The 19,530-nt window shown below is 45.5% G+C and carries 16 protein-coding genes and 3 tRNA genes; 7 read left to right on the top strand and 12 right to left on the bottom strand.

Going from position 1 to position 19,530, the window contains the following annotated elements:
* Positions 1 to 16: 16 nt before the first annotated feature.
* The 4 genes from LZG74_RS16580 to LZG74_RS16565 all read right to left on the bottom strand — a co-directional run bounded on the left by LZG74_RS16580 (position 17) and on the right by LZG74_RS16565 (position 4,200).
* Positions 17 to 1,333, bottom strand: a complete 1,317-nt coding sequence (locus LZG74_RS16580) for a TldD/PmbA family protein (RefSeq protein ID WP_233797651.1) — start codon at positions 1,331 to 1,333, stop codon at positions 17 to 19.
* Positions 1,334 to 1,475: 142 nt separating this feature from the next.
* Positions 1,476 to 3,119, bottom strand: a complete 1,644-nt coding sequence (locus LZG74_RS16575) for a TldD/PmbA family protein (protein ID WP_233797650.1) — start codon at positions 3,117 to 3,119, stop codon at positions 1,476 to 1,478.
* Positions 3,120 to 3,357: 238 nt separating this feature from the next.
* A complete protein-coding gene (locus tag LZG74_RS16570) occupies positions 3,358 to 3,711 on the bottom strand; it encodes a response regulator (RefSeq protein WP_233797649.1) in 354 nt (117 codons plus the stop codon).
* A 120-nt stretch (positions 3,712 to 3,831) separates the two neighbouring features.
* On the bottom strand, positions 3,832 to 4,200 hold the full coding sequence (locus LZG74_RS16565) for a hypothetical protein (protein WP_026629875.1): 369 nt from the start codon (positions 4,198 to 4,200) through the stop codon (positions 3,832 to 3,834).
* A 242-nt stretch (positions 4,201 to 4,442) separates the two neighbouring features.
* On the opposite strand from LZG74_RS16565, the gene LZG74_RS16560 reads away from it, so the two are divergent.
* Positions 4,443 to 5,246: a hypothetical protein gene (locus tag LZG74_RS16560; protein ID WP_233797648.1), complete on the top strand. Its 804-nt coding sequence runs from the start codon at positions 4,443 to 4,445 to the stop codon at positions 5,244 to 5,246.
* Between the two features lie 16 nt (positions 5,247 to 5,262).
* Here LZG74_RS16560 and LZG74_RS16555 read toward each other — a convergent pair whose 3' ends face one another.
* From LZG74_RS16555 to LZG74_RS16540, 4 genes are all read right to left on the bottom strand, one after another.
* Positions 5,263 to 8,397, bottom strand: coding sequence for a glycoside hydrolase family 9 protein (locus LZG74_RS16555; protein WP_233797647.1), 3,135 nt, complete (start codon positions 8,395 to 8,397; stop codon positions 5,263 to 5,265).
* 190 nt (positions 8,398 to 8,587) lie between these two features.
* A complete protein-coding gene (locus tag LZG74_RS16550; RefSeq protein WP_233797646.1) occupies positions 8,588 to 9,139 on the bottom strand; it encodes a DUF6169 family protein in 552 nt (183 codons plus the stop codon).
* A complete protein-coding gene (locus LZG74_RS16545; protein WP_233797645.1) occupies positions 9,105 to 9,284 on the bottom strand; it encodes a hypothetical protein in 180 nt (59 codons plus the stop codon). Before LZG74_RS16545 ends, LZG74_RS16550 begins: the two co-directional genes overlap by 35 nt.
* A gap of 315 nt (positions 9,285 to 9,599) precedes the next feature.
* Positions 9,600 to 9,812, bottom strand: coding sequence for a hypothetical protein (locus tag LZG74_RS16540; RefSeq protein ID WP_233797644.1), 213 nt, complete (start codon positions 9,810 to 9,812; stop codon positions 9,600 to 9,602).
* A 217-nt stretch (positions 9,813 to 10,029) separates the two neighbouring features.
* On the opposite strand from LZG74_RS16540, the gene LZG74_RS16535 reads away from it, so the two are divergent.
* The gene (locus LZG74_RS16535; RefSeq protein WP_233797643.1) at positions 10,030 to 10,209 is read left to right on the top strand and encodes a hypothetical protein; all 180 of its coding nucleotides are present in this window, start codon (positions 10,030 to 10,032) and stop codon (positions 10,207 to 10,209) included.
* 72 nt (positions 10,210 to 10,281) lie between these two features.
* Here the strand turns inward: LZG74_RS16535 and LZG74_RS16530 are convergent, their stop codons facing one another.
* From LZG74_RS16530 to LZG74_RS16515, 4 genes are all read right to left on the bottom strand, one after another.
* Positions 10,282 to 10,722: a hypothetical protein gene (locus tag LZG74_RS16530; RefSeq protein WP_233797642.1), complete on the bottom strand. Its 441-nt coding sequence runs from the start codon at positions 10,720 to 10,722 to the stop codon at positions 10,282 to 10,284.
* A 117-nt stretch (positions 10,723 to 10,839) separates the two neighbouring features.
* A tRNA-Arg gene (locus LZG74_RS16525) sits at positions 10,840 to 10,913 on the bottom strand.
* Between the two features lie 72 nt (positions 10,914 to 10,985).
* Positions 10,986 to 11,059 (bottom strand) — tRNA-Pro (locus tag LZG74_RS16520).
* 76 nt (positions 11,060 to 11,135) lie between these two features.
* A tRNA-Ser gene (locus LZG74_RS16515) sits at positions 11,136 to 11,222 on the bottom strand.
* A gap of 129 nt (positions 11,223 to 11,351) precedes the next feature.
* Between LZG74_RS16515 and LZG74_RS16510 the strand changes: the two genes are divergently transcribed.
* The 5 genes from LZG74_RS16510 to gltB all read left to right on the top strand — a co-directional run bounded on the left by LZG74_RS16510 (position 11,352) and on the right by gltB (position 19,471).
* Positions 11,352 to 12,314: a VWA domain-containing protein gene (locus LZG74_RS16510; protein ID WP_233797641.1), complete on the top strand. Its 963-nt coding sequence runs from the start codon at positions 11,352 to 11,354 to the stop codon at positions 12,312 to 12,314.
* Positions 12,315 to 12,352: 38 nt separating this feature from the next.
* A complete protein-coding gene (locus tag LZG74_RS16505; protein ID WP_233797640.1) occupies positions 12,353 to 13,072 on the top strand; it encodes a hypothetical protein in 720 nt (239 codons plus the stop codon).
* A 16-nt stretch (positions 13,073 to 13,088) separates the two neighbouring features.
* Positions 13,089 to 14,021, top strand: a complete 933-nt coding sequence (locus tag LZG74_RS16500) for a phosphoribosylaminoimidazolesuccinocarboxamide synthase (protein ID WP_233797639.1) — start codon at positions 13,089 to 13,091, stop codon at positions 14,019 to 14,021.
* Positions 14,022 to 14,077: 56 nt separating this feature from the next.
* On the top strand, positions 14,078 to 14,500 hold the full coding sequence (locus tag LZG74_RS16495) for an STAS domain-containing protein (RefSeq protein ID WP_026629865.1): 423 nt from the start codon (positions 14,078 to 14,080) through the stop codon (positions 14,498 to 14,500).
* 387 nt (positions 14,501 to 14,887) lie between these two features.
* Positions 14,888 to 19,471, top strand: a complete 4,584-nt coding sequence (gltB, locus tag LZG74_RS16490; protein WP_409014498.1) for a glutamate synthase large subunit — start codon at positions 14,888 to 14,890, stop codon at positions 19,469 to 19,471.
* Positions 19,472 to 19,530 lie beyond the last annotated feature (59 nt).

The raw sequence follows: 19,530 nt of genomic DNA, 5'->3' as shown, positions 1-19,530 counted from the left end.
TGAGTGGTCATGTGCGCTAAACTGCGTCCGAGAGACTCGTGAATGTGAAATCGCGGATTTTCAGCGGCGGTACCAGGTTACCGCCCGCACGGACGGGCTTGCCAATCGCCTCTATATTATTGAGCATGATAACCGGACTTTCGTTAAACCGGAAATTCTTAACCGGATATTTGATCTGCCCGTTTTCAATGTAGAATGTGCCATCCCGCGTCAAGCCCGTGTAAAGCAATGTCTGTGGGTCCACCGCGCGGATATACCAAAGCCGGGTTACCAGAATGCCCTTTTCAGTTCCTTTGATAAGATCGGCCAACGATTCATTTCCACCCTGAAAAATAAATCCGGATGGAGGAGCAATGGCCTTAACACCTTGTTTTTGTGCCCAAAAGCGCGAGTAAGACATATTTTTAACCACACCATTCTCTATCCATATCACTTTCTCCTGTGGCCTGCCATCGCCACTGAATGGCGATCCGGGGATTTCCTGATTTTGAGGATCTGAATAAATGTTCACGCGTTCATCGAAAAGCTTTTCACCGAGCCGCGTCCCACCTCCTTTTTTACCCAAAAAACTTCTGCCTTCATCCGCATTACGCGCATCCATGCTGCGCATCATGTTATCCAAAAGATCAACGCCCGCAGTCGGTTCCAGGATTACGGTGTACTTTCCGGGTTCCAGTGCTTTTGCCGTTGCAGAAGCCATCGCCTTTTGCATCGCAACTTCTGTTGCCGAAGCGGTGCTGAGCTTAGAGGCATCATTGTAATCCCGCGCCGCATAGCCGGAGCCTTTGCCATCGGCCGTTCTAACAGTGATAGAAAAATCAATGGAGGTAGATCTGTTATATCCAAAAAGCCCCTTATTGTTGCCCATTGCATTAAATCCGGCCGCATCTTCCAGATAACCGGCCGCGGTCAGATTCTTTTTAATGCAAGGATCAATGCTATCGAAAGCTGCTTTGGCGCGATAATCCGGATTGATCGCTGCCGTGCTTTCTGCAAAAGAATTGGTTTCAAGATATTGCTGGGGCCCGAGCATAGGGACATATTCCGGGTTGTCGGGTGCGAGTTTGGCTATTTCTTCGGCCCGTCTTACTGTCTTTTCCAGAGAAGCATCATCAAACTCATTAATGGTTGACGTGCCTGATTTCTTGCCAAAAACAGACGTTACGGACAAGGAAAGATCAGTCGTTTCTCCGCTTGTGGATACGGAATTGCGTGCGTAGCGAATGTTGCCCGTCCGGTTGCCAAAAAGGCCTACGCTTATTTCATCGGCTTTGGAAAATGCCAATACTTTATCAATTATTTTCTTCGCTTCGTCTCTGGATAAAATAGCCATGTTAATTTCAATTTTGAATGAGTGAATGAGTGAATGATTGAATGTTACAGTAGATGATTGATATTGAAGCTATACATGTCGCCCCAACAAGGGTATGCATTAGCAAATCATTCACTCATTCACTCATTCAGTCATTCAATCCTTATATCTTCCGTCCCGTATTGATGACGTTCACCCCGTCAAAACGGGACGTTGAACTTCCGTGTGACACTGCGCTCACTTGTGCAGGTTGCCCTTTTCCGTCGAAAAACGACCCGAATGTGCGGTAATCGTCCTTGTCGCAAAGCTGTGTACAGGAATTCCAGAACTCTTGTGTATTGGACTGGTAAGCAACGTCATCCAGCATGCCTGTGATTGCCCCGTTCTTGATTTCATAAAACACCTGACCGCCAAACTGGAAGTTATAACGCTGCTGATCAATGGAATATGAACCCCGGCCAATGATATAAATGCCTTTTTCCACGCCTTTGATCATGTCCATTACGCTCCGTTTCTCAGTGCCCGGCTTCAACGAGATGTTCGGCATCCGTTGAAATTGAACGGAATTCCAGTTATCGGCATAGCAGCAGCCGTGCGATTCTTTTTCGCCAATGATCTTCACCTGATCGCGAATGGCCTGGTAATTCACCAAAACGCCATCTTTGATAATATCCCACTCCTTGCACGGCACGCCCTCATCGTCATAACCGACAGCCCCAAGTGTATTCGGCTGCGTTTTGTCCGCCACAATGTTTACTAGTTTGCTGCCATAGGCGAAGTTTTTAGACTCCCATTTATCCAATGTTGCAAAACTTGTCCCTGCATAATTGGCCTCATAACCCAGCACACGATCCAGCTCAGTGGGGTGCCCAACGGATTCGTGAATGGTTAGGCCAAGATGGTTGGGATCCAGGACCAGGTCATACTTGCCGGGAAGCACCGATTTTGCAGTCATTTTTTCCTTAGCCTGCTTCGCTGCATTGATCGCATCTTCCACCATGTCGTAAGAGTTCCGGTAACCGACCAGACCATTCGGGCCGGCAATTTTTTCCGAAGCTAAGCCATCCAGATATTCATAGCCCATGCCCATGGGCGAGCTGATGGCATCGCGGGTTTTGAATTTACCGGCAGCTTTATCGGTGACTGTTACCGTAAATGTAGGCCATATGCGGTGCACGTCCTGGTCGATAAATGAGCCGTCGGACGAAGCAAAATATTTCTGTTCATTCACAAAAAACATATTGGAGGTGACGAAGCCCGCACCGTTTTTCATGGCCTCACCATTCACATTCATGAGCAGGTCAATCTTTTCCTGAATGGGAATTTCAAATGCATTCTTCTTGATCGGCGTCTTCCACGTTTTGTCGCCAACTCCTTTCTGCTCAGCCAACACGACCGGTTCTTTTTGAAATTTGGAATTTGCTTTCGCAATCTCAACAGCCGTTGCAGCGCACTTGGCAATGCCCTCGGCCGTTACATCGCTGGTGGCCGAAAAACCCCAGGTTCCGTTCGCTATTACCCGGATCCCAACGCCGTAGGACTCCGTATTCACGATATTCTGAACCTGTTTTTCACGTGTAAATAAATATTGCTGTAAGTAACGCCCGATCCGGACGTCGGTATAAGTTGCGCCTTTGCTTTTGGCCGCATTGAGAGCGATTTCTGCAAATTTTTTCTTGGCAGCGACATCAATCCAGGGTTCGAGCAGATGCGCGGCGCTCACAGGATTTCCCACGACTGGCACGGACGAAAGCATTAAAGCTCCTGCGCCCATTCCTGTCATTTGCATAAAATCTCGTCTTTTCATCGAATATTTCAGGAAATAAAAATGGAAGATTACCGGGTTATGAAATGGCCGAAAACAGTCTAATTGGACCGAAACAGCGACTTCATGAGGAATGTTGATATTGAAAACACAATGTAAAAAATATTTCCAACAAATATTGCTGTGGCAATTTTTTTAGCATTTCGATAACTGGCACCCCTCAAAGAAAAATGAGCGTGCCCCTTGCCGGAACACGCTCACTCACTGCTTCTTAAAAGTTTTACATCATATTGGTGATGATCAGCCGCCTTAAATCCTGTTCATCCCACGGTTTTGTTACAAAATTGTGGAGATAACCTTTCACTTCCGCATGCTTGAATTCAGCATTGTAGGCCTGTCCTGTGAGCAGGACGCGGATACTTTCAGGATATTGTTTGGACGCCATTTTCAAGAATTCCAGACCCGTCATATCAGGCATCTGGTGATCGACGAAAATGACATCGATTTGTTCTTCTTCTAAAACTTTGCGGCCTTTATCCAAGGTGTCTGCGAGGTAAATTGTCGCGTCTCTTCGGAAGGAAGCTTTAAAGGAGTTGAGATTATTGATCTCATGATCAATGTAAAGTATGCTCATAATATTCTGATAGTGGGTTACGGTTGTCGCTAAAATACAACTTTTTACTTTTCTCGAATAGTTTTAAAAACAATACTTTAAACTCCTGCTGTTTACCTCCACAAAAGTCCCCAAAAATTGCTACCAGCCACTCACTGCAAGGTTATTGTCTGACTCATAGTACTCCTGCCAAACATCTACCAGATTGGGATCTCCCTGCCATGCCGAGCCATCAAAATTAGTGATCAGGTTATTATCTAAATCCTGTTTGAAGATGACGTGATGAATGTTTCCATCCTTCGTGCGCATGAATGCCTTCACAGCGTACTTCCTGACATAGGTTGTCTGCCATTTACGCGGGTTAGGGATCGGATCCGCCACGTCGCCGGCTCCGTAAAAACGTCTGTAAAAATCGGCTATCGCCGCCTCCTGGTTATATTCAAACGATTGATCAGCCTGGAAAAAATTAGACTTGAAAAAGTCTCTTAACTGCTCTGGGGTTGGTTTCATTGCTAAGTCTCATAAAGCATGCGCTGGACATTCGGCTGCCCATCTTGTAAGATACGATTAATATCTGCCAAAAGCTAAAAAACAGGGGAAACAGGACAATTGATTTGAGATTGTCGGCAACCGCATGATAAAAGGCAGTTGCCGCCTGATAAATGGCGCCGGCTGTTCGTCCTCGTTGGTAACAACCTCACAACTGTTTTCACCTTATTGCAACATCTATTTACAGAAAAAGTAAAGCTATTATGACAAAACAACTATTCCCTTGCAGCCTCTCGGCGAGACTGATCCTGCTCCTGTCCATTGCTATTTTCTCTTGTGAAAAAAGTGAGAAAATGCCCGATCCTGCCATGACTAAAAACGTAAAAACGGATGCGAATGCATTCGTTGTGGGGCAGCTTCTTTTACAAACCACAATGCCTGGCTTTGACATAACTGACATTCAGTACAATGCGAATAATTCACTCAAAAGTTACCGGACCGAAGGCGGAGCTTATGTCACAACTTTGACCTATGCCCCTGACAAAGTGATCTACACAACCGTTTACGGCGGCAAAAAGAGCTCCGACATTGTGTATGATCTTGTAAATCAATACGCAACCAGGAAAGTTGAAACATTTTATACGAGCGGCGGCAACATTACGGATGTGATACAAACCGATTACATTTATCAGGCCGGAAAGGTGGTTAAGGAATATTACCGGGAAAATAATCTCCCTGATGGCCATCTGGTGTATTACTATGACGACCAAAATGTTTCTTCCCAGGAGCGCTATGATGCGGACGGCGCCATTGTGAATAAAGTGAGCTACGAATACTATATGAAACATGCAGATAAGTCCGCTCATTTCAGCCAGTTCAATCTCAAAATGGACGGAAAATTGTTTCCCCCGAAGACATTGAACCTCGTGGAAAACAAGTATCTGAAAAAACCGGCCAAAAACCCTGTTGCCACGCATTACACATACTTACTGAATGCTTCCGGCTATCCAACTAGCGGCAGTGTCACCGGACCTGATCCTTATAACTGGACAAGCAACTGGCAGTAATGTTGCCATGGACCGGTCAGTGAACCAACAATTTTTGCGTGTACAATCGATATCCTTGCTGGTTTTTGATTTGTAAAATATAAATATCCGCTGGAAGATCGAATGTGTCGAAACGCGTGGCTATCCCTGGATTTATATCGAATCGCTTTCTGGGAACCCCACGTTTGTTAACGACCTCACCTGTGAGCAGATCCGTATTTTCTGCCGACTCGGTTTGTATTTCATAAATGTTTTGCTGCTTTTGCAAAACATTTATTTTCATTCCATTGCAAGCGTCCGGGGCGTAAAGGATACGCGTAAATTGATATCGTCCATCATAATCGACTTGTTTGAGCCTGTAATAGTTACGCGGATTAGGGAGGGAGTCTGTGAAGCGATATTGCTGAGATATGTTGCTTGATCCCGCTGCGCTTACCCGGCCAATATCCTCAAACGTTTTCGCATCGGCACTGCGCTGAATAACGAAATAATCCGCATTGACTTCCTGGCTGGTTGTCCAGTGCACATTTACATGACATTGTTCAGCCTGTGCTTCAAAGCTTGCAAAATGAACCGGAAGTGCGTCATTGATGGCGGTGCTGAAAAACGCAAACGGAGCGATTGTGACAGCGATTTCCTGGACCGTAAATTCCGACATTTCAACAGCCTCACGCGCGTCCGTATAGCGACGGAGCACAGGATAAGGGTCTTCTTTTTCGAAACCATAGGGATATCGGTTTGCCGAGTCCTGGATTGCAAAGCTGGACGGCCTGTTCATAACCAGCGACGCAGCAGGGCCAAATACCGGGATGCCGGGAACTGGCTCGGTGTATTTGTTTTGAACCGTTGACCAATGCAGAGGAAATTTCGGAGCATTTTTGCCAACGCCGGTAATCATGCTTTTAGATAATGGATTGTTGCCCAAAGGAATATCAAGCTGAATTTTTGCCAGATCCAGCAGTTCGGGCTTGGACAGCAGATAACTGAACATAATATAGTCAAATGCATAGCTCTGGGCCATGCCAAAAGTCCCGTAGCCGACATAACCCTTAAAAGGATGATATGCACCATGATACGCATGAATGTCCATTGTCCTATGGTTGTAATTGACCAGCACTTCGGTATTCAGCTTGGACTTAAACTCCGCAACAGGAGCATTACTGACTGGAAATTTGGTTGTAGAATAAGCCCACGCCGCTTTGAAAGTTTGGTGTGCCCAGCTCATGGTGGCATGGAACTCGTGAGGGATCTTGGCATAGTAATCCAGAAAAGCATTATTATACATGACTTCGCCCGTCGTCTTATAGAGCTCGGCAGCCGCCCAGGCGCGGTTATCCAGGTCAATAGGATCCGGATAAGGTCCAGCCGAAATGCCGGGCACATTCACAGGAGCTGATGCTTGCGGATGCAGTTGCAGGAAAGCCCAGGCTTTTTTCGCCATATCGAGACAATTCTGGGCGTAGTTGGGGAAATAGGCTTTCATATTTCGAGCCGCCATGGCCATCGCTGCTGCAAAAAGTGCTGTGGACTGCGTTGTTTTTTCAGAAACGAAAAGTGTACTGACCTCATCTTCCGGCAATCCGGTCGACCAGGTAGCAGGTGTAACCCGGAAATACACGCCACCATCTTGTGCCTGCATTTGTTTCAGCCAATCGGTTTCATATTTGATCTCATCGAGCAGGTCAGGAATGCTGTTGCCACTTTCGGGAATGTTGTAACAATTGTCCGGAAACTTTTGCGGATACAGCTCAAAAGCAGTAAAGAGAATAAACAAAGCACTTGCCGCCGTGGGAACATACCGGCCGTAGTCACCGGCATCCAGCCAGCCTTGGCTCATCGAAATTTTACTACCGACAGCTGGATCGGACGCACTATGCAGCGGAGATGATGCGTGAGAAGAATGAATTTCCGCCAACGACGCCGGCAAACCGCCGCGATGCCAGTTCCCTGCCTGCGGCGCATCCAGTTTTCCCGATCTCTGGTAATACAAAGCCCTGGCCGTGTGTTTATGTAACTCATCGTACACTTCATCAGCAATGGTGAATGTTTCAGAACGGCCGCAACCTTCTACATACAAATAATATGTGCCTGGAATGGTCACTTCCGAAAAATCCAGGTCGAAAACCAATTCGCCGCTAAATGATGAATCGGCTTTTAGAAACTTACTTATGCCGCTATAAACAACTTGATCTGCCTCGTCTCGAACCTCAAAAACAGGTATACCGACCGAATCAATGGGCATAAACCAGGCATCACCCAGAAAGCTGCCCAGCTTGCCCAGTTTCGGGCTATCGGGCAAATACCCAACCTGGTTGGCCTTTACGTTTCCGTAAATTGCAAGGTCATTGAAAGTGAACGCCGTGTCCAATGCAGCTGCATTACCAGATAAGTCTCTGATGTCAGTGACTGTCAAATTGTATAAGCCAGCATTAATCAATGGTTTATCAAAAATCAGATACAGCTCATACACAACGATTGGCACTCCGGACGTCGGAAGTAACCCCTTAACATAATGATGCCGTCCGATTTTAACGGGATGTTGCTGTTGCAGATACGCCGGATCTGCCTGGCTCGCCCAACTGTAGTTGGCAGTTTTATAGCATCCTGTCGTATCAAACCGTTCACTAACGCTGATCTTTAAAACCCGGCTGGAAACCGGTTGTAATGAGAGCTTGGGCGATTTTAAGTCGACAACCTGAATGTCATCGATAAAGTAGAAAAGTTGGTTTAAAGTTGTAGTTGCAAATTCGAGATATTCAATAGAACTGAGATCGTAACCTTGCTTTTTGAACAATTTCAGCGGAATTCTGACTTCCTTATAATCGGTAGTAATCCCGCCCGCACCCTGTATATAAGGGCCAATATCGACCCAATTGCTACGAGCGAAGTAAGTGATAAGCCGTATGGAAGTGGTCTGCGCGTTTTGATTTGACTTTACAAAAAAACGAAGCTCATCGAACCCCGAAATATCCGCCCGCCAGGCACCGCTGCAATTAAACCCGATTTTCGGCATATGAAACTTATCCGGCTCCGCGCGGAAACAAGCATCACCGGCAAAAGCATCGGATCCCGAAATGATAGAACCGTAGGCCTTTTTACAATTAGCCGGATTTGCTTCACCGTCCCAGAGTGTTTTTGTTTGAGAAAAGCATGGCACAGCAATGAAGGCCATGAAGAGAAAGAATATTTTGCACATAATAGCACTTAAAAGTTTGCTACATACAAGCGCTAAATCGGTGCCATACCAACTGTTTTTAAGCAGAGAGTTTTCAGGAGGCGGGTTTGGGTGATTGATCGGTCAAATGATCTTGGAAGAGACTTCAAATTGTGGGGTTAAACGCATAAGACGTGGCTCTTACGATCTAATAACCTTTGGAGATCAAATCATTGTTTAGATTTTGAAACGCATCCCTAAGCTTATCGTGCCGCGGATTATCATTTCGGAGGATTAGCGAAGCATAACCATAGAATGTGTCAGCTCCTTGCAGATCAATGTCATACTTTTCGATCAATGTCGGTTTGTATTCAGAAGCCTTTTTGTACCAATCTTTAAATAATTTGCGACGGCACAGTTCGCGTGCATCATTGTTAGCGCAAATCGAAACAATAGATTTAGTGGGGAACTTGGTCAGAAACTCCTCCATGATAGCGAAAATCGTATCCCGCACCCGCAAATCTATTTTTGCTCTTCGCTTTAAATTGCAATTTGAATCCAAGAAAAAAGCTTCAGACCTTCTCTCATTTGGAGAAAACCCAAAGCTCACAACATGTTCATTCAAATCTAAATAATCTTCAAAATAGTTAGTCCCGACAAAGAAAGCTGAATATTGATCGCCGGAATCAGTTACAAAATTGTAAGAAAGATTTACCTCAACGAAACTATAATGGTTTAATAAATTTGATTCCTCTGGCATTCAGCTCATCAATTGAAATTTCCCCTTGAAAAAAGCGGTAAATCGCTTTTTTGTCGTCCAGCATTCTAAGAAAAACAGGCTGCTTCTGATCCATATTGACACCAGCAACAACTTTTGCATCCGATGTTTTTGTTGTTTGTATCATTTTAAGTTGAGTTTCGTTTCTTAAAGATATTAAATTTTACGTGTCTATTCCAGCAGCAATACAGGGCATTTATCCTTCGGTGGAAATGAGCAAACAATCGGCAAAATATATTCTATACAAGGTTTCTCAACCCTAAAAATCCAAAATCCAAATCTCAATTACGCGCCTGCAAAACGCCAATACATTTATCAAATCGCTGCAACTGCATTAAAGATTAAACTCCCCCGGAGCATCGCGGCCTCAGAAACTTAGAAGCTCCGGGTTTCTTATTACAGGATATAAGTCGAGTTTTCCGACAAAAGTCAGTCAAAAATTTTAGTTTGGTGTGAACGTTATCTCAATCTTAACATCGATTTTACCAAAGTCTGATAAAATGTTTTCCATTCTCCTTTCAGAAATTCCTTGCTGATAAGTATAATCCTTCCAAGCACTTGTATACCTACCCTTTTTCACGTCCGGCGGCAAAGCCGGATAAATGTGCTTCGCCCACCAGTCAAAGGCCTCTTTCATCGTTGAGAATTTCTTCATAGCCAAAGATAGAAATCAAGTCGGAGTTTCCGACAAAACCTTTAAGTTCATTAATAACATTATTTTGGAACTACGCCTGTAAAGCTAATGATTTGCCTACCTGGACTAAACCCCGTTTCATACAAATCCCCCATCTTTATTGCCTCCAACACTTCTTTCGCGAGCTCTCGCTTGAATTGTCCGAAACATTGGCCATTCCGTATCTACCAGTCTTCGGATGAACAAAGGCAAGGTAGAGGCAGTCGTTTTTAATTACAATGTAATAGTAGGCCCGATAGCCTCCCGCGCCTTCCAGACGCTTCTTTATGAATGGATCTGTCGCATGACCATTCAATTTCGTCCCATTTCGCTTGTCGATTTTATCATTGAAGAAATACTCGATGAGCTGGCTTTGTAGGGAGGCGTAAGATTGATTTCTTACCAATTTATCAAACTGGCATTTGAAACTCTCAGTACAAAAAATTTTCATCTATAACTCCGACAGCTCGTCAAAAATTTTATTGAAGCCGTCAAGTTTGGGAAGGGTAATGATTGCGGATTCTACATCCTGGATTGTTTCTTGAAGATCGTCGAGTGCTCGAAGATAAGCGTTGGATTCTCCGCTATCAGCAAATTTTAGGGAAGCAATAAATTCTTTCTCCTGAGTGTAAAAGTCTTTTGCAATCTGAATAAGATCAATAATGGCTGTTCTTGTTTCCTCATCCGAAATTTTGATCCAGGTAAGATCTTGAAGAAAACCGATCAGTTTCTCAATGGACTTTGTCCTAGCGTTCAATTCGCGTTTTAATTCGTGAATTGTACGGTCGCTTGGGTTTGCAACTGGACTAGTAATTGTCGTGCTGTCAGCCTTGTGCAGATAAGGCCTGATATTTTGACTAAGCGTACTAATGCTTGAATGTGAAGAGATCATGTTCAATTTGAGTTAGTATGTGTAAGCAACGATTGCCTTGCAATGATAGGAAAGATAATGTAGAAGACAAACACCCTGGTAACAAAAAAAGCACCTAACAAATGTTAAGTGCTTGCGTGATCCGGATGTGATTCGAACACATGACCTGCTGCTTAGAAGGCAGCTGCTCTATCCAGCTGAGCTACCGGACCGTAGTCAAAAAAATAGGCAGTCAGCGATTCGCAGTTTTATCTGCAACGGCCTAACTGCCTAAATCTTTTTTGTCGGGGAGACAGGATTCGAACCTGCGACCCTCTGGTCCCAAACCAGATGCGCTACCGGGCTGCGCCACTCCCCGAGTTATTTTACTTGTTAGGCTGAGTCTCGATTTCGTAAGAGGTCAGCCCCTCTTTTTACTCTATTTTAGATCGGTGTAGAGGAAGCGGGATTCGAACCCGCGGTACCCTTGCGAGTACGGCAGTTTAGCAAACTACTGGTTTCAGCCACTCACCCATCCCTCCTTCTTTCCGTTCTGGGTTGCAAATATAGAAGGTTGCCGTTCAGAAAAACAAACATTTCCCTAAAAAAACTTTATCAGAAGCCACAATTCCCTATTTTTGAAAAATTTTAAATTACCCAAAGCGTTCATTATGAACTGGAATTACCCCTTTGACACCACTGAATTTTTTTTCATATTTTTTTTCATTTTAATCTACACAGCCTACATTATCCGCACCGTCCGCATCGCCCGGCAGTTGCAAACCACCGCAAGAACCCTCATCCTGAAACTATTTTTAAGGTCCATTACATTCGCATTATTGATCATCAGTTTGCTCGGACCGTCGTTCGGGGAGGCCGACCGGCAGATCCAGTCCAAAGGCAAGGACATTTTTTTGATCGTGGACCTTTCCAAATCCATGGACGCAGCGGATGTGACGCCCTCGCGGTTGGAAAAAGTAAAATTTGAGATGAACAGATTTGTGCAGAATGAGCGGGCAAACCGGATCGGGATCATTATTTTTTCCAATGAAGCATTCATCCACGTGCCGCTGACTTATGATGGCGCTGCTTTGGAATTATTTATACAATCATTACAAACGGATTTACTGGCGACGGGCGGGACCAACATTTGCGATGCAACCGAACTGGCTTACAACAAATTAATGAATGCTGCCGATCCCGGCGGACGCTCGAAAATGATGATCCTTTTTACGGATGGTGAGAATAATTCATCTTGCAGCGGGCCGTTGTACAACAATTTACGTCGGTTTGGAATAGGCGTTTACACGGTGGCGGTGGGGACGAAAGTGGGCATCAGCATCCAGCAGGACGGCAAGCCGCTGATGGATAAAAACGACAAACTGGTGATCAGCAAACTGGATGAAAATTTCCTGAAAACGATGGCAACCGCGGCGAGAGGAACTTACTATGAGCTTAATAATACCAAAAATGACATGTTGAAACTCATCAATGACGTCAACCAGGCGGAGGGAACATTGGTCGATTCGCGGACAATTACGGTGGTGAGTAACAAATACTATTATTTCCTGGGCGCGGCACTGATCCTGATCCTGCTGGACGTTTTAATTACGATAGGAACGTTCCGACTATAAGGATTCATGCTTATTTTTGCGACACAAATCGACCGCCTATGACCGCCATTATTCTTTATATTCTGCTTTGGCTCTGGGATAATCGGACATTTGACTCCATTACCAAGGCCAATGAGCGGAAACTGGGCGCGGAGCAGGCATACAACAACAAACAATACAAGCAGTCGGCCGATTTGTATTACCAAATTACGTACGGCTCCCTTTTTTCCAACCCGGCGGCGCGCCTGAATCTGGCCCACTCCTACTATCAGATGGGCAATTACAAATTGGCGTTGAAACATTACGAACTGCTGGATCACATTGATGATAACACCATTGCATCCATTGCAAACAGCCAAATCGCATTAATTCGAGTGAATCAAAAGGACACAGTGAATGCGCTCGATCATTTGAAAACAGCGCTGCGGCTGGAACCAGGAAACAGCCTGGCAAGGAGCAATTACATTGTTTTGAAAAAAGCATTTTCAGGCGTCGACAAGCCTTCTGACCAGAATAATAAGAAACAAAAATCGGAGCGGGATGCCATTGCGGAGCGCAACCAGCCTGCGCCGCCGGAGCCGAAACCGGAGACGCGGGAAGTGGCCGAAGATGTGCAGAAAGAGGAGCTGCTGCGAAGTTTGCGGGAAATGAATATGTCTGAGGAGCAGGCCCGTGCGATATTGGATGCCATGAAATCAAACGAATCGCAATATATTTACCAGCTCAGAAGGAAGCAATACAAGTCTAAAACAGCAAAACAAGACGAAATAGAGTGGTAATTTTTACTATAAAAAGATGAATAGCATTCCAGAAACCAACTTTCAATTTCCTGGCCAGACAGCGTTTTACAAAGGAAAAGTGCGCGACGTTTATTCCTTCGAGAAAAAACTTGTGATGGTTGCCAGCGACCGCATTTCGGCTTTCGACGTGATCCTGCCTCGGGCAATTCCATATAAAGGACAGGTTTTGAACCAGATAGCGGCACATTTCCTGAATGCAACGTCGGGCATCGTGCCCAACTGGCTCGAAGAAGTGCCAGATCCGAATGTGAGCATTGGGCTGAAATGCCAGGCTTATCCTGTAGAAATGGTCGTTCGCGGTTATCTGGCAGGACATGCGTGGCGGGAATATTCGCTTGGCAAACGCTCGGTATGCGGCGTTTCTTTGCCGGATGGATTGAAAGAAAATGATAAACTTCCCCAGCCGATCATTACGCCGACTACGAAAGCGCACGAAGGACACGACGAGGACATTTCGCGCGAAGAAATCCTTGCGCAGGGCCTGGTAAGCGAGGATGATTACGAGCATCTGGAAAAATACACCCTCGCGCTTTTTGCCAAAGGAACCGAAATGGCTGCCGATCAGGGACTGATCCTGGTGGATACAAAATATGAGTTTGGCCAACTGGATGGCATAATTTACCTCATTGACGAAATCCACACGCCGGATTCATCCCGCTATTTCTATGCAGACGTATATGCGGAAAACCAGCGGGCGGGACTTCCCCAGAAACAGCTTAGCAAGGAATTTGTAAGAGAGTGGCTCATTCAGAATGGTTTCCAGGGAAAAGAAGGCCAGACTGTTCCGGTGATGGACGATGAGCGCATTCAGCTGATCTCCGACCGTTACATTGAGTTATTTGAAAAAGTAACAGGCAATAAATTCCAGAAAAACAATCTGGACGATCCATTGAAAAGAATAGAAAACGCCATTTTAAGGGCATTGTAATCACATTCTGTTGATATTTTATTAAAAATCTTGTTTGAACAAAACAAAAAATTGAAATGAACTATAAACTGGAAAAGAAAGAACAATTCGTATATATAGAGCTGGAAGAGCCCGCATTTGCGGGTGACGTCCCGGCGGCATTTGAGGAAACGGCACGCGAAATTTTCCGTGAAGGTTACCACAATCTGATCGTCAATATGCAGCCTGTGAAATCGGTGGATGCGGCAGGAACTGCAATCTTGAAAAAAATAAACTGGCTCTGCGCCAATGACCTTGGCCTGCTCGTGATCGTGACGCGGGATGATGATTTTATGGACTTGCTGGAAGACCTGAAGATTCCGGATATGGAAGTTTTACCATCCAAAGAGGAAGCCATTGACGCCGTTTTCATGCATAGTCTGGAGAATGAATTTGGTGCAGGCGACGATGGTTATGATGACGAAGATTACGACAATGTAAGCGAATCCAAAGAGCCATAATCAGCACAAAAAATTCATAAACACAATTGCCCAGCCTTTCACGGCTGGGCTTTTTTTTGGTCATAACAGAAAGATTTATTATTTTAACAAGACGGTATTTGGATTTAGGTAAGACAACTTTATAGTGGTTTTTGATTATGAATTTGACAACTAATCACTAAAAGCACTGATCGTTTTATCAATATTTCTATATTAATTGTGATAAAAAAATCAAAATATCATACAGATAGAAAATTTTGCCATTTCCGTATTCGGCCAAATATTTTTTATGGTTATCTTGCGTGGCTTTACCCAATTCATAACGGGATGGCGGTTTCTTAAAAATTTTTAATTGCTTATTTAAACAAATTCTATTTACGAATTTGTCAACTCTAGAATCTTCGATTAATGTCGCAAATGTCTGAACCAATGGTAGAAAATCAGGGACTGTACCGTCCGGAATTTGAGCATGATGCATGTGGTATAGGTTTCCGGGCTAACATTAAGGGCCGCAAGTCACACCAGATCGTGGCTGACGCCATTCACATGCTCGAACGCATGGAGCATAGGGGTGCTACCGGTTTCGATCCGAACACGGGTGATGGCGCAGGCATTTTGATTCAGATTCCACACGAGTTCTTTGTTGAAGAATGTTCTAAGCTTGGTTTTCAATTGCCTCCTGCAGGCGAGTACGGCGTTGGGATGATCTTTTTTCCTGGCAACGAAATCATGCGTGAAGAGTGCCGCGACATTCTGAGCCGTAAAGCCAAAAAGCTTGGACTGCATATATTAGGTTACAGAAAAGTGCCAACATTGAACAACACATTGGGCGAAGGCTCATTGTCTGTTGAACCGCATGTTGAGCAATTGTTTATCAAGCGTCCGGACGAAGTAACGGACGATCTTGGGTTTGAAAGAAAGCTTTACATCCTGCGCCAGGTTTCTGCGCGGATTATCAGAGATACGGTTAAGGGCGTGGAAAGAAGCTTTTACTATTCTTCCTTATCCTGCCGCACGATCTCATACAAAGGCCAGCTTACAACTGCCCAGCTAAAATATTACTTCCCGGACCTGGAAAACGAATCGGTAGTTTCGGCCCTTGCGGTTGTTCACTCGCGTTTTTCTACGAACACATTCCCTTCCTGGGAGCTTGCTCAGCCGTTCCGCTACATTGCGCACAATGGTGAGATCAACACCGTAAAAGGAAATGTGAACTGGATCCGCGCCGGGGAAAAATCATTTGCTTCTGAGTTTTTTACAAAAGAAGAAATGGACATGATCGTCCCGATTTGCGACAGAAACCAATCTGACTCTGCGAACCTGGACAATGCCATTGAATTGCTGCACCTTTCTGGCCGTTCATTGCCGCACGTAATGATGATGCTGATTCCTGAGGCTTGGGACGGAAATGAGCAGATGGATCCGGAACGCAAAGCATTCTACGAATACAATGCTGCGATGATGGAGCCCTGGGATGGTCCGGCTTCGATCTCGTTCACAGATGGTAAAATGGTCGGCGCAACGCTTGACCGCAATGGTCTTCGTCCTTCGCGTTACTGGGTTTTAGATGACGATACGATCATTATGGCATCTGAGGCCGGGGTTTTGGATGTGGATCAGTCAAGAGTTGTTACCAAAGGTCGTTTGCAGCCAGGACGCATGTTCGTCGTGGACATGGAGCAAGGCCGTATTATTCCGGATGAAGAAATTAAAGCAGCAGTTTGTTCAGGTCAGCCTTATCAGAAATGGCTGGATGACAATAAGTTGCACGTAGATCAGCTGGATCATCCGATCCGGACTTACCGCGCTTATGACGACAATGCATTGCTGAAACGTCAGGTTGCATTTGGTTACACTTCGGAAGATTTACGCATGATCCTGGCTCCTATGGGACAAACAGGTCAGGAAGCAATCGGTTCGATGGGAACGGATGTGCCTTTGGCCGTGCTTTCTGAGCAAAGCCAGCATTTGTCTAACTATTTCAAACAGCTTTTTGCACAGGTTACCAACCCACCGATTGACTCGATCCGCGAACGTTCGATCATGTCGCTGATTTCTTTCGTCGGTGGAACTGAAAATATATTAACCGAGACGCCGAAACATTGTCGCCAGATCGCACTGCCGCATCCGATTTTGTCGGTGCAGGAGTTTGATAAGCTACGTTTTGTTGATAAAGATGGTTTCCAGGCGAAAACAATCAACACCTATTTCCGCGCTGACGAAGGCGGAAAAGCGCTGGAAAGAGCATTAGAACGCATTTGCCGCTACGCAACTGACGCGATTGATGATGGATTTGAAATCCTGATCCTGTCCGACCGTGCGATTGACTCAGATCATGCGCCAATTCCTTCATTACTAGCCACTGCAACCATTCACCACCATTTGATCCGTGAAGGATTGAGAGGAAAAGTAGGGTTATTGGTTGAAGCGGGAGACGTTTGGGAAACACACCATGTGGCCGCATTGATCGGTTATGGTGCTGCGGGAATCTGCCCTTACATGGCATTCGAAACGCTTTCGTTCATGAACCGTCAGAAGATGGTTGATGGTGAGTTTACCGATGAAAAACTACATTACAACTACATTAAGGCCGTTAATAAGGAGCTTTTGAAGATTTTCTCTAAAATGGGAATTTCAACATTGCAGTCTTACCAAGGCGCTCAGATCTTCGAATGCGTTGGTTTGAACAAAGATGTGGTTGACAAATATTTTACAGGAACCATTTCCCGCATCAGTGGAATGGGCATTTCTGAGATTGCGCGTGAAATTCTGGTGCGTCATAAAGTGGCTTACCACGAAACGCCGGATTCGAAACCGAAGCTGGAAGTGGGTGGATTTTACCAATGGAAACAACGCGGAGAAGCGCACATTTTTAACCCGGCGTCTGTGCATTTGTTGCAGCAATCTACGAAGACAAACAGCTACGAAACATTCAAGAAATACTCAAAACTGATTGACGATCAGAGCCATAAGGCGTTAACGCTTCGCGGTTTGCTTCGTTTCAAAAAAGGAACAAGTATTCCAATTGAAGAAGTAGAGCCGGTTGAGAGCATTTTCAAACGCTTTGCTACGGGTGCCATGTCATTTGGTTCTATCTCGTGGGAAGCGCATACTACATTGGCCATTGCCATGAACCGGATCGGTGGAAAATCGAACTCCGGTGAAGGCGGCGAGGACGAACTGCGTTACACGCCTTTGGCAAATGGCGACAGCATGAATTCGCAGATCAAACAGGTTGCTTCGGGACGTTTCGGGGTTACCAGCCATTATCTGAGCAATGCTGGCGAGTTACAGATCAAAACCGCACAAGGTGCAAAACCGGGTGAAGGAGGACAGCTTCCAGGCTTCAAGGTGGATGACTGGATCGGCCGCACGCGTCACTCGACGCCGGGTGTAGGCTTGATCTCTCCCCCGCCCCACCACGATATTTACTCGATTGAGGATTTGGCTCAGTTGATTTTTGACCTTAAAAATGCAAACCGTCAGGCGCGTATCAGCGTAAAACTGGTTTCGGAAGCGGGCGTTGGAACGGTTGCTTCGGGTGTTGCGAAAGCGCATGCGGACCACATTCTGATCTCCGGTTATGACGGCGGAACGGGTGCTTCACCATTGAGCTCGATTCGTCACGCTGGTTTGCCCTGGGAGCTTGGTCTTGCGGAAACGCACCAGACTTTGGTTAAAAACAAATTGCGCGGACGGGTTACCGTTCAGGCTGATGGTCAGCTTCGTACAGGTCGAGACCTTGCGATTGCGGCGATGCTGGGCGCGGAAGAATGGGGCGTGGCGACGGCTGCACTGGTTGCGGCAGGTTGCATTATGATGCGCAAATGCCATTTGAACACTTGCCCAGTCGGCGTAGCAACCCAAAATAAAGAATTGCGCGCATTGTTCTCCGGTAAGCCTGAGCACGTGGTGAACATGTTCCATTTTATGGCCGAAGAGTTGCGCGAGATCATGGCACAACTTGGTTTCCGGACTGTAAATGAGATGGTTGGCCAGGCTCAATATCTCGAACTGCGTAACGATATCAAACATTGGAAATATAAAAACCTGAATTTCGACGCCATCCTTTATAAAGAAGGTGATCTTTCAGTGGCTCAGTTCAAACAGGAAGAGCAGGATCACGGCATCGACAGCATTATCGACTGGGATCTGATCAAGGCAGCGCAACCTGCGTTGGACAGCCAGGAGGAAATTTATGCTGAGTTCGCATTGAACAACCTGAACCGTTCGGTGGGAACAATGCTATCGAACGAAATTTCTAAAAAATACGGCGGTGCTGGTCTTGCAAAAGGCAACATTCACTTCAAATTCCGCGGAACGGCCGGACAAAGCTTTGGTGCATTTAACACAGCCGGGCTTCGTCTGGAACTGGAAGGTGACGCCAATGACTATTTCGGAAAAGGACTTTGCGGCGCTGAGTTGATCGTTTATCCAGACCGCGACTCGAAATTCAAGCCGGAAGAGAATATTATCATTGGTAACGTGGCTTTCTACGGCGCAACTTCGGGAGACGCTTATATCAGAGGAACAGCCGGAGAACGTTTCTGCGTCCGTAACTCAGGTGCGAAAGTGGTTGTTGAAGGCGTTGGTGACCACGGTCTGGAATACATGACGGGCGGTTTGGCTGTGATTCTTGGTGAAACAGGAAGAAACTTCGCGGCCGGGATGTCGGGCGGAGTGGCTTATGTTTTGGACAAAAACGGCACATTCAAAGAGAAAGTGAACATGGAAATGGTTTCACTCGATCCGCTTAATGAAGAAGATCAGGGTATTTTGCGCGAATATCTGGACAAACATTTCCAGTATACAACCAGCAACATTGCATTCCAGCTAATCCAAAACTGGGAACAATCTGTGAAGCAATTTGTGAAAGTGTTGCCTGCCGATTTCAAAAAAGCGCTGGAAGGACGCAACATTACATTGGCGCAGCAGATTGCCGATAAGAATGTGGTTTACAAAGACATCGTTGTGGATGTAGTTCATCAATAAGCGATTACCCACATTTTGTTGAAGTTGTTTTAATTAGAATAACGATTTAATAAGAAATA

Source organism: Dyadobacter sp. CY327, from assembly GCF_021390415.1.
GTDB classification, from domain to species: domain Bacteria; phylum Bacteroidota; class Bacteroidia; order Cytophagales; family Spirosomataceae; genus Dyadobacter; species Dyadobacter chenhuakuii.
The sequence above is the reverse complement of the archived record's forward strand: the minus strand, read 5'-3'. Positions and strand labels throughout refer to the sequence as shown.